Origin of the sequence: Caniella muris (genome assembly GCF_943193035.1) — a bacterium.
GTDB lineage: Bacteria > Actinomycetota > Coriobacteriia > Coriobacteriales > Atopobiaceae > Granulimonas > Granulimonas faecalis.
In genome coordinates this window covers 419,746-432,625 of sequence record NZ_CALPCK010000002.1, presented here as the reverse complement: position 1 = coordinate 432,625, position 12,880 = coordinate 419,746, and the positions used below count along the sequence as shown (strand labels likewise).

Annotated in this window: 10 protein-coding genes; 4 read left to right on the top strand and 6 right to left on the bottom strand. The window is 70.2% G+C overall.

Annotation, left to right across the window (positions count from 1 at the left end; translation table 11 throughout):
- Positions 1-24: 24 nt before the first annotated feature.
- Positions 25-1,302, bottom strand: coding sequence for an amidohydrolase family protein (locus NFR49_RS09020; RefSeq protein ID WP_251159264.1), 1,278 nt, complete (start codon positions 1,300-1,302; stop codon positions 25-27).
- Positions 1,303-1,372: 70 nt separating this feature from the next.
- A complete protein-coding gene (locus tag NFR49_RS09015; RefSeq protein WP_251159263.1) occupies positions 1,373-2,749 on the bottom strand; it encodes an NCS2 family permease in 1,377 nt (458 codons plus the stop codon).
- Between the two features lie 460 nt (positions 2,750-3,209).
- On the opposite strand from NFR49_RS09015, the gene NFR49_RS09010 reads away from it, so the two are divergent.
- The 3 genes from NFR49_RS09010 to NFR49_RS09000 are packed head-to-tail and all read left to right on the top strand — an operon-like array spanning position 3,210 to position 6,896.
- A complete protein-coding gene (locus NFR49_RS09010; RefSeq protein WP_251159262.1) occupies positions 3,210-4,865 on the top strand; it encodes an ABC transporter permease in 1,656 nt (551 codons plus the stop codon).
- A gap of 1 nt (position 4,866) precedes the next feature.
- Positions 4,867-5,820: an ABC transporter ATP-binding protein gene (locus NFR49_RS09005; protein WP_251159261.1), complete on the top strand. Its 954-nt coding sequence runs from the start codon at positions 4,867-4,869 to the stop codon at positions 5,818-5,820.
- A complete protein-coding gene (locus NFR49_RS09000; RefSeq protein WP_251159260.1) occupies positions 5,817-6,896 on the top strand; it encodes an ABC transporter substrate-binding protein in 1,080 nt (359 codons plus the stop codon). The genes NFR49_RS09005 and NFR49_RS09000 overlap by 4 nt, the downstream gene beginning before the upstream one ends.
- Before the next feature lie 239 nt (positions 6,897-7,135).
- On the opposite strand, the gene selD is transcribed toward NFR49_RS09000, so the two are convergent.
- The 4 genes from selD to NFR49_RS08980 all read right to left on the bottom strand — a co-directional run bounded on the left by selD (position 7,136) and on the right by NFR49_RS08980 (position 11,334).
- Complete coding sequence (selD, locus tag NFR49_RS08995; RefSeq protein WP_251159259.1) at positions 7,136-8,188, bottom strand: selenide, water dikinase SelD; 1,053 nt, start codon at positions 8,186-8,188, stop codon at positions 7,136-7,138.
- Between the two features lie 15 nt (positions 8,189-8,203).
- Positions 8,204-8,440, bottom strand: coding sequence for a putative Se/S carrier protein (locus NFR49_RS08990; RefSeq protein WP_251159258.1), 237 nt, complete (start codon positions 8,438-8,440; stop codon positions 8,204-8,206).
- A gap of 1 nt (position 8,441) precedes the next feature.
- The gene (locus NFR49_RS08985) at positions 8,442-9,614 is read right to left on the bottom strand and encodes an aminotransferase class V-fold PLP-dependent enzyme (RefSeq protein ID WP_251159257.1); all 1,173 of its coding nucleotides are present in this window, start codon (positions 9,612-9,614) and stop codon (positions 8,442-8,444) included.
- Between the two features lie 331 nt (positions 9,615-9,945).
- A complete protein-coding gene (locus tag NFR49_RS08980) occupies positions 9,946-11,334 on the bottom strand; it encodes a uracil-xanthine permease family protein (protein ID WP_251159256.1) in 1,389 nt (462 codons plus the stop codon).
- Positions 11,335-11,616: 282 nt separating this feature from the next.
- Here NFR49_RS08980 and NFR49_RS08975 point away from each other — a divergent pair, with 282 nt between their 5' ends.
- Positions 11,617-12,876, top strand: a complete 1,260-nt coding sequence (locus NFR49_RS08975) for a M20 family metallopeptidase (RefSeq protein WP_251159255.1) — start codon at positions 11,617-11,619, stop codon at positions 12,874-12,876.
- The last annotated feature ends 4 nt before the right edge of the window (positions 12,877-12,880 follow it).

Here is a 12,880-nt window from a genome sequence, read left to right as displayed (position 1 = left end):
ATGGGAGACGTCCGGGGGGTAGCCCTAGAAGATCTGGCGCCCGGCGACGAACTTGGCGTCGACGCGGCCGCCGGCGTTGGCCTCGTAGCAGAAGCGCTCGAGGCGGTGCTGGGTGTCGAGGTCGACGGTGGAGCGGATGCCGGAGTCGTCGAGGACGAGGATGTCGGCCTCGAAGCCGGGCTCGAAGGTGCCCACCTTGCCGAAGAACGAGCCGCCGCCCACGGTGGCGATGTAGATGGCCTCGGGAATGGTGATGGGCTTGAGCGACTCGTCCACGCAGCGCCAGCGCAGCTTGGACAGCGAGACCGTGTGGGCGATGGCCGAGAACATGGACAGGTGCGGGCCGCCGGCCACGTCGCTGCCCAGGGCCAGGTTCATGCCCAGGTCGAAGTACATGCGCACCGGGGCGATGCCGCTGGCCAGGTCGGCGTTGGACTCGGGGCAGAGCGCGATGTAGCAGCCGGTGCCCTTGAGGATCTCGACCTCGTTGGTGGTGGAGTAGACGCAGTGGGCCATGATGGACTTGGCCGGGCCCGCGAGCTGGCCGGTCTGCAGGTAGGTGTCGCCGTAGCACGAGGCCCAGGGGCAGAGCTCGGCCACCCAGTCGATCTCGGAGAGGTTCTCGGACAGGTGGCTCTGGAGCGGCACGTTCTGGGCCGCCTTGAGCTTGCCGAGGCCCTCCATGAGCTCGTCGGTGCAGCTGGGGGTGAAGCGCGGGGTCAGGATGGGCTTGGTGTTCTCGTAGCGGTCGCGGGTGTCGGCAAGCCACTGCTCGGTGTCGGCCAGGGACTGGCGGGTCTCCTCCTCGAGGCCCGGGGCGCCGTTGCGGTCCATGTTGACCTTGCCCACGTAGCTCTTGAGACCGGTGGCATCGAGCTTGTCCATGAGCATCTCGGTGGCCGGCACATGGAGGGTGCCGAAGACGATGGCGCGGCAGGTCTCGGAGTTCTTGAGGTCGTCGACGAAGATGTCGTAGGCGCGCTCGGCGTAGTCGAGGTCGGCGTACTTGGCCTCCTCGGGGAAGGTGTAGGTGTTGAGCCAGTCGAGGAGCTCGAGGTCGAGGCCGGTGCCGCGGAAGGCGTACTGGGGGGCGTGGACGTGGGCGTCCACGAGGCCGGGCATCACGAGCATGCCGGTCTTGTCGATGAGCTCGACGTCCGCGTACTCCGCGGGCAGCTCGGGGAAGACGCCCTCCACGAGGCCGTCCACGACCACCAGGTAGCCGTCCTTGACGGCGGCGAGCTCGGTGGGGCCGGCCGACCAGACGATGTCGCCCTTGATGGTGAAGGTCTTCTCTGCCATGGTGCTTCCTTTCCTTCACGGGGCCGTGCCCCCGTGGGGGCACGGCCTGTCGGAATCGCGCGAAGAACGGTTAGATGAAGAAGTACTTGATGATAAAGAGCACCGTGAGCACCCAGAGCAGCGGGCTTACCTTCTTGACCTTGCCGGCGCAGGCGTTGATGAGGGTGTAGGAGATGATGCCCAGGAAGACGCCCTCGGCGATGGAGTAGAAGAAGGGCATGGCGGCCAGGGTGATGAAGGCGGGCACGCCCTCGGTGGGGTCGTCCCAGTCCACGGCGCAGCAGGCACCGATCATCAGGAAGCCGACGATGATGAGGGCGGGGGCGGTGGCGAAGCTCGGGATGGCCAGGAAGATGGGGCTGAGGAGCAGCGCGATGGCGAACATGACGGCACCGAAGACCGCGGTGAGGCCGGTGCGGCCGCCCTCGGCGACGCCGGCGTTGGACTCCACGGCCACGCAGGTGGGGCTGGAGCCGATGAAGCCGGCGCAGATGGTGGTGACGGCCTCGGCCAGCAGGCCCTTGCCGATACCGGGGATGTTGCCGTCCTCGTCGGCGAGGCCGGCCTTGGTGGCGGTGCCGATGAGGGTGCCCAGGGTGTCGAAGATGGAGGCGAACAGGATGGCGATGACCACGGCCACGAAGCCGACGGTGGCGAACTGCGTGAAGTCGGCCTGGAAGGCGATGGGGGCCAGGGACGGGACGGCGAGGCCGTTGGAGAAGTCGGGGAACAGGGTGAAGAAGCCGGCGTCGGGGTTGGGGACGTAGACGCCGCAGAGCTCGCAGATCATGCCGAGGACCCAGGTGGCAACGATGCCGATGAGGATGTTGCCCTTGACGTTCTTGGCCATGAGCACGGCGGTGATGATGACGCCCACAAGGGCGAGCAGGGCGCAGATGCCCAAGGTGGAGAAGGTGCCGTCCTGGACGGTGCCGTTGAACGAGACCATGGAGACGTAGGTGGACTCGTTGGGCTGCAGCAGGCCGGAGCCCTTGAGGCCGATGATGGTGATGAACAGGCCGATGCCGGCGGTGATGGCCTTCTTCAGGCCGAAGGGGATGGCGTCGGCGAGCAGGTCGCGCAGCTTGGTGAGGGAGATGATGGCGAAGACGATTCCCTCGACGATGACGGCGGCCAGGGAGACCTGCCAGGAGTAGCCCATGCCCACCACGATGGTGTAGGTGAAGTAGGCGTTGAGGCCCATGGACGGCACCAGAAGGAACGGGAAGTTGGTGAGGAACGCCATGAGCAGCGAGCCGATGATGCAGATAAGGCACGACGCGGTGAACACGGCACCGTGGTCCATGCCGGCGTCGGCCAGCACGGAGGGGTTGACGGCCAGGACGTAGGCCACCGTCACGAAGGTGGTGAGGCCGGCGATGAACTCCGTCTTGACGTTGGTTCCGCGTTCCTTGAGGTGGAACAGGGAGTCGAGCTTCTCTTCCATTGCGCTTCCAATCAGGGTGGGTGGCTGACTTGCTTGCAGCCCCTCTCCCGAGGACATCCGCTAGAGCGCACAAGGACGCGCCGTCCTGGGAGACGTCCATCACCTCCATACAAGGGACTGCAGACCGGGTGACCGAGGGCAGGGTCCGGTCCTCGATGACCGAACTCTTTGTTAGTGCCTATGCCTTTCGGTTTGCCCCATAGTCCGTCCCCTACACCCAACGGACGGACGCCATTCGGACGGACGGTCCCTTATTGTCGCCAAATGGTATATCTGATTATTCATTGAAAATCGATTGAAATCCATCTGACAGGACCGTGCCCCGGGGTCCCTACCGTCGGCGCCGGAGGCCCCACCGTTAACCTAGAAGGAATATAACGAGGGGTCTCAGGGCACCGTTTTGGGGTATGACAGACAAAAATCCCGTGACATACCGACCCACCCGCCCGGAGAGACCCCCGTGACAGCCACCCCTCCCGACAACGCGACCCTGAGACGACGCCACAGGCTCCAGACGGTGGGGGCGGACGGGGCCCTGGCCGTGACCGTCGCCCTCGTGGCGGTGTTCTGCGCATGGCCCATCGTGGCGATGCTCGCGAGGAGCCTCGACGGGGGGCCCGCCGCGGCGGCCGCGCGCTTCGCCAAGGTCCTGGGCGACTCGTCGCCCCTGATCGCGAACTCGCTGTTCTGCGGCGTGCTCGCCGCTGCCCTCTCCTGCGCCGTGGCCCTGGCGGTGGCCGTGGTGAGCGCCTTCGGGCCCCGCTGGCTGGGCACGGCCGCCCGCGGCGCCGCGCTGCTGTCCATGGTGTCGCCGCCGTTCCTCGCGTCCCTCGCCTACATCCAGCTCTTCGGCCGGCGGGGCCTGGTGACCCACGGGCTGCTCGGCCTGTCGTGCGACCCCTACGGCTGGCTCGGCATCGTGGTGATGCAGGGGCTCTTCTTCTGCGCCGTGAACGTGATGCTGCTGCAGGCGAGCCTCTCCCGCATCGACCGGCGCCTCATGGCCGCCGCCGCCGACCTGGGGGCGTCGGGCACCCGGGTGTTCCTCGACGTGGTGATGCCCCTGGTACGCCCCACCCTCGCCGCCTGCTTCCTGCTCACCTTCGTGCGCTCCGTCTCCGACTACGGCACCCCCGTGGTGATCGGCGGGGCCTTCGAGACCGTGGCCTCCCGCATCTACGTGCAGCTCACCGGCTACGGCGACCTGGCCGGGGCGGCGGTGCTCAACATCTGCCTCCTGGCGTGCGCCGTGGCCGCCTACGGCGCCCGCCGGCACCTGGACGCCAGGGCCGAGCGGCTGGTGGCGGGCACCATGGGCGAGGGCGACGCCGGCACCTGGCGGCTCACGGGGTCCGCGGCGGCCGTGCTCTCCTGCGTGGCCTGTGCCTTCGCCGCCTTCGTGGCCGTGCTCTACCTCGCCATCGTGCGCTGCGCCTTCGTGCGGGGCATGGGCTGGGGAGCGCCCTTCACCCTGGAGAACTTCCGACACCTGGTCGACTTCGACCTGGCGCCCCTCGGCCGCGGCATGGCCTACGGCGCCCTCGCCGCCCTCGTCGGCTGCGCCCTGGGGGCGGCGGTGGCCTACTTCTGCCACCGCAGGCACGTCGCCGGCGCGCCCCTCCTCTCGTTCGCCGCCGCCATGCCCTACATGCTGCCGGGCACCTGCCTCGGCCTCGGCTACATCCTCTCGTTCAACTCGGGCCCCCTCAAGCTCACCGGGACGGGCGCCGTTATCGTGGCCGTGCTCGCCGCGAAGCAGCTCACCGTCTCTGTGGACGCCTTCTCCAACGCCCTCGGCCAGGTGCCCCGCGACCTCGACCGGGCCGCGGCAGACCTGGGGGCGGGCGAGCTCACCTGCTTCTCCTCCGTGCTCTGGCCCAACCTGCGCGAGGCGGTGGCCGTGAGCCTGCTCAACGGGTTCTCGAGCGCCATGATGGCCTACGGCGCCGTGGTGTTCCTCGTGGCCCCCAGCACCAAGACCGGTATCGTCCAGCTCTTCGACGCGCTCTCGGGCGGCCGCTACGGCTACGCCGCCGCCATCGCCGTCGTGCTCATCGCCATCACCCTCGCCGTGGACCTGGTCTCATGGCGTCTGGCGGGAAGGGGGCGTCACTGAGATGTTCCTCCAGCTCAAAGGACTCACCAAGCGCTACGGCGGCACCGCCGTGGTGGACGCCATGGACCTCGGGGTGGAACGGGGGACCATCTGCTGCCTGCTCGGCCCCTCGGGCTGCGGCAAGACCACGACCCTGCGCATGGTGGGCGGCTACCTCGCCCCGGACGCGGGGGCCGTCGAGGTGGACGGCACCGACATCGCCGGGCTGCCCCCCGAGGAGCGGCCCGTCTCCACGGTGTTCCAGTCCTACGCGCTCTTCCCCCACATGACGGTCCTCGAGAACGTGGCCTACGGGCTCAAGTGCCACGGCATGGACCGCACCGCACGCCGCGCCGAGGCGCGGTCCATGCTCGCCTCGGTGGCCATGGAGGAGCTGTCCGACGCCTACCCGGCCCAGCTCTCCGGCGGCCAGCAGCAGCGCGTGGCCCTCGCCCGCTCCCTGGTGCTCAAGCCCAAGGTGCTCCTGCTCGACGAGCCCCTGAGCAACCTCGACACGGGCCTCAGGGAGGCCATGCGCCGCGAGATCCGCACCATCCAGCGCGACTTCGACCTCACCATGCTCTTCGTCACCCACGACCAGCGGGAGGCCATGGCCCTCGGCGACACGGTGGCCGTCATGGACGGGGGCAGGATCTTGCAGCGGGGCACCCCGGAGGAGGTCTACTTCCACCCCGCCGACGAGTTCTGCGCCCGGTTCCTCGGTCCGGTGAACGAGCTGCCCGGCCCGGACGGCCCCGTGTTCGCCCGCATCGAGGACGTGGCCGTGGTCGACCGCGGCCCGTGGGAGGGCACCGTGGAGTCGTGCACCTTCCTCGGCGACGAGCTCTCCTACACGGTGTCGGTCTCAGGGCACCCCATCACCATCCGGTCGCAAAACCGGGAGCGCCTCACCGTGGGCTCTTCCGTGTTTCTCGACATAGCCCATAGGCTCACATGGAAAGGAACAGCGTCATGAAGCTCAACCTCTCGAGAAGGTCGTTCATCGGTGCGGCCGCAGCCCTCGTGCCCGCCGCGGCCCTGGCCGGATGCAACGGCACCTCCTCGGACGACGGCTCCTCCTCCGACCAGGGGGGCGCCTCCTCGGACAAGACCCTCCAGGTGGTGTGCACCAACGAGTCGTACAAGGCCCTGTTCGACATGTTCACCAAGGACAAGGGCATGCCCGTGGAGTTCGTCTCCATGTCGAGCGGCGACGTGCTCTCCAAGCTCCGGGCCGAGGGTGGCACCCCCAGCGCCGACCTGTGGTTCGGCGGCGGCATCGACTCGTTCATGGCCGCGGCCGCCGACGGCCTGCTCGAGGCCGTGGACTTCCCGGACGCCGACAAGTTCGCCGAGGGCTTCAAGAGCCCCGACAACTACTGGTTCTCCAAGGGCGTCACGGTGGTGGGCTTCATCGCCAACGACGACCTGCTCAAGGAGGTGGGCGCCTCCTCCCCCGCCGCCTGGACCGACCTGGTGAAGGCCGAGTACAAGGACGAGATCGTCATGAGCTCGCCCGCCGTCTCCGGCACCAACTACGCCGCCGTGGCCGCCATCCTGCAGACCATGGGCGAGACCGACGGCTGGAAGTACCTCGAGGAGCTCAACGCCAACATCCCCTTCTACACCAAGCGCGGCAGCGACCCGGCCACCCGCGTCTCCCAGGGCGAGATCGCCGTGGGCATCACCTACCTCGACCGCACCCTGGACGACCTGCTCACCGACGGCATCCACACCATCCAGCCCACGGACGGCATGCCCTACATGCCCGACGGCGTGGCCGCCTTCAAGGGTGCCGCCAACGTGGACGGCGCCAAGGAGTTCATCGAGTGGCTCTTCTCCAGCGACGAGAACCTGAAGGAGCTGGCCGCCATCGACAAGAAGAACACCATCAAGCTGTGCATCCCGTCCCTCGAGGGCGTGGAGCTGGACTTCGACGAGAAGGCCCTCATGAAGGAGGACATCTCGCAGTTCGGTGAGATGCGCGACGCCGTCCTGGAGAAGTGGGACCAGGTGACGAGCGGCAAGGAGGTCCAGGAGGGCTCGAAGTAGGGCCGTCCTGGAACCCCTCGACGCAAGGGCCCCCGGCGAGCGACGTCCGCCCGCCGGGGGCCCTCCATTTGACGCCTGATGTGACAGCGGTGCCTGGCCCATCTGCCACTTCGCATGTTGCGATATCCATCGGGAGGGTCCGGGCGCCCGCCAGGCCGGCGGAGCGCCCGGACCCCACCCGCCGTGGGACGAAAGTGTCCGGGTGGTGGGACAGAGGGTGGTGGGACAGGGACGGCGGGTCAGCGCACGCGGATGCGGGGGCCGCCCTCCCCTGCCGCGACCGTGCGGCCCACGGCGCAGGCCGCCAGGACGCGCCCGTCGGCCGCCAGGGCCGCCACGAAGGCGTCCGCCTCGTCGGCGGGCACGGCGAACAGCAGGCCGCCCGAGGTCTCGGGGGTGAAGAGCAGGTCGAGAAGGGCGAGCTCGGTGTCGCCGCCGTCCACGAAGTCCGCGGCGAAGTGGCGGTTGCGGTAGGTGCCGGCGGGCAGCAGGCCCAGCCTCGCCGCCTCCAGGGCGCCGGGCAGCACGTCGAAGGCGCCGGCGTCCACCTCGCAGGCGAGGTCGGCCCCCTGAGCCATCTCCAGCAGGTGACCCATGACGCCGAAGCCCGTGACGTCGGTGGCGGCGTCCACGGTGAAGCCGCCCTCGAGCGCCACGTCGTGGGGCCAGCGGTTGAGGCGCATCATGGCCTCCTCGGCGAGCGCCAGCTGCTCGGGCGTGGCGAGGCCGCCCTTGGCGGCGGTCACCACGATGCCGATGCCCAGGGGCTTGGTGTAGACGAGGACATCGCCCTCCCGGGCACCGGCGTTGGTCCACATGGAGCCCGGGTCCACGAAACCGGTGACGGACAGGCCGTACTTGGGCTCCTCGTCGTAGATGGAGTGGCCGCCCACGATGGAGGCGCCGGCCTCGTAGACCTTCTCGTAGCCGCCGCGGAGGATCTGGTGCACCACGTCCTTGGGCATGTCCTCGGGAACGGCCATGATGTTGAGGGCCACCTTGGGCTCGCCGCCCATGGCCCAGACGTCGGAGAGGGCGTTGGCGGCGGCGATGGCGCCGTAGGTGTAGGGGTCGTCGGCGATGGGCGGGAAGAAGTCGAGCGTCTCCACGATGGCGAGGTCGTCGGAGACCTTATACACCGCGGCGTCGTCGCTCTTGTCGAAGCCCACGAGCAGGTTTGGGTCGCGGCGGACGTCGAGGCCCTCCAGGAGCTTGGCGAGCTCGCCGGCGCCCACCTTGGCGCCGCACCCCGCGCATTCCGCGAGCTTGGTGAGCTTGATCGGCTGGGTCATGGCTGTACCTTTCCTCTAGAGCTCGAGCTCCTGGATGCTCTCTATGGCGAACCTCCCCTGGGCCGCGGCCTCGAAGGCCCCGCGGTCGGCCGGGTCCATGGACCAGGAGAGGCCGCAGGTGGCGCGCACGGCCACCGGCGTGGGTATGAGCCTGCCGGCGATGCCGGCTCCCTTGCAGAGGGCCTCCGCCTCCACGGCGTCGTGGGTGGAGGCGAAGGTCGCCACGGCCCTGAGCCTCTTGCACCTGCCCATGTCAGCCCTCCTCGGAGGCCATGGCCGCGAGGGCGGCGAGCGCCGCGTCCACGTCGGCCTCGGTGGTGAACGCGCCGAACGAGAAACGCACGGCGCCGGTGTCGGACGTCCCGAGCGCCCCGTGCATGCGGGGCGCGCAGTGCAGCCCCGCGCGCACCGCGATGCCGTAGGCCTCCTCGAGCTCGTCGGCGGCCTCGGACGAGTCCCAGCCGTCGAGGTTGACGGCCACCGCGGCCCCGTGGTCGCACGCGACGCCGTCCAGCTCGGAGAGGTCGTCGGGGAAGTCGCCGTAGACCGTCACGCCGTCGATGGCGCGGAGCCCGGCCACGAAGCGGCGCACGAGGGCGAGGTCGTGGGCATGGACGGCATCGACGCCGCGCTCGAGCAGCCAGTCGACGCCCGCGCCCAGGCCGGCGATGCCGTGGCCGTTGAGCGTGCCGGCCTCGAGATGCTCGGGGTAGGCGTCGGGCTGGTGCGGGAGGGACGAGGCGATGCCCGTGCCGCCGCTCAGGACGGGCTCGACCTCCACGCCGGGCGCCACGATGAGCCCGCCCGTGCCCTGGGGGCCGAGGAGGGCCTTGTGGCCCGTGAAGGCCACGAGGTCGGCGCCGGCCCGCTCCATGGAGAAGGGCACCGAGCCGGCCGTCTGGGAGCAGTCCACGAGGAGCAGGGCGCCCGCGGCGTGGGCCACCTCGGCGCAGGCGGCCACGTCCAGCAGGTTGCCGGTGAGGTTGGACCCGTGGGTGACCGCGACGAGCCGCGTGCCGGGCACGCACAGCCGCTCGAGGTCCGCCAGGTCGAGGCGGCCGCGCCTGTCGGCCCGCCAGAACGAGAGGCGCACGCCCTCGGTGCGCTCCAGCCGGTAGAGGGGGCGGAGCACCGAGTTGTGGTCCCAGTCGGTGGCCACCACCCGGTCTCCGGGCCGCACGCAGCCCAGGATGGCGATGTTCAGGGCCTCCGTGGCGTTGGCGGTGAAGACGACGCGCTCGGGGGAGTCGCTGCCCAGGAGCCGCGCCAGCGAGACGCGCGCGTGGGCCACGGTGCGGGCGGCGCCCAGCTCGGCGTCGCCGGCCCCCCTCCCGGAGCTGCCGAGGTTGCCCATGGCGTCCACCACGGCCTCGGCCACGCACGGCGGCCGGTCGTGGGACGTCGCCGCGCAGTTGAGGTAGATCATGGAAGCCCGTCCTCCCGATAGGTGCGTCCTACCCCTCTGGTCTACCAGAGGGAGGCGGTCCCCTGTGTGCCGCGGCCCGCGTCTCCGCCATGCCGCCACGCGCGGCCGGCGCCGACGGAAGGGCGACGCGCGGTGCCTGGGGCCCCGCGAGAATCCTTGAACGGCCGGTGGGAACGCGGTTCATGCACCCGGTTGCCTTTATCGTGCGACGGGGCCCTCCCTGCAGCCGAGAAGGGCAACCGGCCGCGCGCAGGTGCGCAACCGGTTGCCCTTGTCCATCCATCAGCTGCAGCGACGGCCCGCTCTCATGGGTAGATCCGGCACGGGGCCCCTAGGCGCCCGCCGCGAGCCTCGGGCCGCCTGCCGGCGCACCGCTGCCAGGCGCGCCCTCCCCCGCCGGCTCGACCTCCTCGCGCCCCGGGAGCACGAGGTTGAGCACGATGGCAGCAATGGTGGTCACCACGAGCGAGGACGAGCCGAGCACGCCCTGGACCCACTCGGGCATCCCGGGGCCGGCCAGGGCCCCGGAGGTGAGGGCGATGCCCATGCCGAGGGCGACGGAGAGGCCCGCGACGGAGGCCGTGCGCTGGGACAGGCCGTTCTTGGTGAGCAGGCGCACGCCCGTCATCGTGATGGTGGCGAAGACGTTGATGGTGGCGCCGCCGATGACGGCCTTGGGGATGCCCGAGAGCACGAAGGCGACCTTGGGCACGAGGCCGGCGCAGAGCATGATGAGGCTGGCGGCCACCATCACCTTCTTGTTGATGACCTTGTTCTGGTTGACGATGCCGATGTTCTGCGAGTAGGTGCCGGTGGGCAGCGCCCCGAAGAACGACCCCACCACGGAGAGCACGCCCTGGGAGAGGATGGCACCGGTGACCTCGCGCTCGGTGGGCTCGCGGTCGAGCGCGCCGGCGCAGGCGCCGTTGAGGTCGCCCACGATCTGCACGGCGCCCACGACGAACACGATGGAGAGCGAGGCGATGGCCGCCGGCTGGAACTCGAGGGAGAAGGGCATGAACGCGGGGAGCGCGAACCAGGCCTCGCCGGCCAGCCCGTCGAACGACACCATGCCCAGGGCAAGGGAGAGCCCGTAGCCCACGAGGAGGCCCCAGAGGAGCGAACCGAGCTTGAGCACGCCCTTGCCGAAGTTGGCGAAGGCCACGCACGCCACGAGGGTGACGATGGCGACGAGCCAGTTGCGGGCGCCGCCGAAGTCCTCGGCCCCGGTGCCGCCGGCCATGTAGCCGACGGCCACGGTGTAGAGCGACAGGCCGATGGAGAGCACCACGGTGCCGCTGACCACGGGCGGGAACAGGCGCCGGATGTACTTGAAGAAGAGCCCGAACACGACGGCCACGATGCCACCGATCACCTGCGCGCCGAAGATGGCGCCGATGCCGCCCATGCCCGCGACGGCGGTGAGCGTGGGCACGTAGGCGAAGGCCGCTCCCATGAACACGGGCAACCCCGACCCGAGGTAGCCCACGAGGGGGTGGCTCTGGATGAGGCTCAGAACGCCGGCCATGACGAGCGACGCCTGGATGAGCAGGCTGCGGTCGGCCTGGTCGAGGCCGAAGGCGTTGGCGACGATGATGGCCGGGGTGATGATGCCCACCACCGCCGCCACCACGTGCTGGAGGGACAGGGGTATCAACTGGGAGAGACTGGGGGTCCCCTCCTGGGTGAAGAGGACAGAGGAGCGGTCGTCCTGGGCCATGGTTCCTCCTGAAACGCTGCTTTAAGTACAACCCATGATAGGCAAGGGGCCCGGGTTTTCCTACTTTTTTGTTGACTCCCTTACTTTTTATCTGGTTTTCAGCCGTGCCCGTCGGCGAGCGGCACCGTCCGCGGGGGCGAGCGGCATCAGGGTCGTGGAGGGCCTCCACAACCGGTCGCCGACCGGGGCCCGTGACCCGGGGCCCCGTTGGGTACGAGGTCCCCCGGGGAACCACCGAGAAAAAAGGGGGCCCGCCCGAGGGCCCCCGGGGAAAGGAGCGTCATGGAAGGCCGGGAAGAGGCGGAGCTCTGCGCAGGGCTCGTGCGGACCGAGAGCACCGACCCCGGCACCTACGAGGGTGCGCTGGAGGCACAGGTGAGGGCGTGGCTCGAGGGGCGCGTGCGCCGCGCCGGGCTGGAGGACGTCGTCCGGTTCCGCGAGCTCGAGGCGCTGCCGGGGCGCCCGTGCCTCTCGGCGTGCGTGCCGGGGCGCGACGGCTCGTGCGAGGGGGCGCTCGTCTTCTGCTGCCACATGGACACCGTGGTGGTGGGCGACGGCTGGTCGGCCGACGTGGACCCCTTCGGCGGCGAGGTGCGCGACGGCCTGCTCTACGGCCGCGGCGCCTGCGACATGAAGGGCGGCCTCGCCTGCGCCCTGCTGGCCTTCGACGACCTGCTGCGTTCCGTCTCCCAGGCCCGCTGGGAGTCGGGCTGCCACGGCACCTGCGTCTGCTCCGGCGACGCCCCGTCCGCCGACGACCGCTCGTGGCTGCCGAGAAGGCCCCTCATGATGCTCCTCACCGTGGACGAGGAGGACTTCATGCGCGGCATCGAGGCCGTGCTCGACGCCGGCTGGCTAGACGACGGCTGCTGGGTGGTGGACACGGAGCCCACGGACGGCCGTGCGCGGGTCTCCCACAAGGGGCGCACGTGGTTCGAGGTGGACGTCCGCGGCGTGACGGCCCACGCCTCCACCCCGTGGGAGGGTGCCGACGCCGTGGCCTCGGCGGCGGAGTTCGTGTGCCGGCTGCGCTCGTCGGTGCTCGCGCTCCCCGAGCACCCGGAGCTCGGGCGGAGCACGGTGACGTTCGGGCAGGTGGAGGGCGGCTACCGCCCCTACGTGGTGCCCGACCGCGCCCACGTGTGGATCGACATGCGCCTCGTCCCGCCAGCGGACACCGCCCTCGCGGAGCGGCTCGTGGCCGACGCCCTGGCCGGCGCCGCCGAGGCGGTGCCGGGGACAGGCGGCTCCTACACCGTCACCGGCGACCGCCCGCCGGTGGAGCGCGACCCGGGCTCCCGCCTGCTGGCGGCCCTCGAGGTGGCCTCGGAGGCCGTGACCGGCTCGCCGGCGCCCGTGGACGTCTTCACCGGCTACACCGACACCGCCGTCATGGCCGCCGCCACCGGGAACCTCGAGTTCCTGAGCTACGGCCCCGGCAGCCTGGAGGTGGCTCACAAGCCCGACGAGCACGTGCCCGTGGCCGACCTCGTCAGGGTGCGGAGGGTCCTCTCGGCCCTGGCGGCGGACTGCTGCCTGTGACCCC

Bases quoted from the DNA above. Each gene is read 5' to 3' on its own strand.
- NFR49_RS09020 (WP_251159264.1), bottom strand. From the start codon at position 1,302: ATGGCAGAGAAGACCTTCACCATCAAGGGCGACATCGTCTGGTCGGCC.
- NFR49_RS09015 (WP_251159263.1), bottom strand. From the start codon at position 2,749: ATGGAAGAGAAGCTCGACTCCCTGTTCCACCTCAAGGAACGCGGAACC.
- NFR49_RS09005 (WP_251159261.1), top strand. From the start codon at position 4,867: ATGTTCCTCCAGCTCAAAGGACTCACCAAGCGCTACGGCGGCACCGCC.
- NFR49_RS09000 (WP_251159260.1), top strand. From the start codon at position 5,817: ATGAAGCTCAACCTCTCGAGAAGGTCGTTCATCGGTGCGGCCGCAGCC.
- selD (WP_251159259.1), bottom strand. From the start codon at position 8,188: ATGACCCAGCCGATCAAGCTCACCAAGCTCGCGGAATGCGCGGGGTGC.
- NFR49_RS08990 (WP_251159258.1), bottom strand. From the start codon at position 8,440: ATGGGCAGGTGCAAGAGGCTCAGGGCCGTGGCGACCTTCGCCTCCACC.
- NFR49_RS08985 (WP_251159257.1), bottom strand. From the start codon at position 9,614: ATGATCTACCTCAACTGCGCGGCGACGTCCCACGACCGGCCGCCGTGC.
- NFR49_RS08980 (WP_251159256.1), bottom strand. From the start codon at position 11,334: ATGGCCCAGGACGACCGCTCCTCTGTCCTCTTCACCCAGGAGGGGACC.
- NFR49_RS08975 (WP_251159255.1), top strand. From the start codon at position 11,617: ATGGAAGGCCGGGAAGAGGCGGAGCTCTGCGCAGGGCTCGTGCGGACC.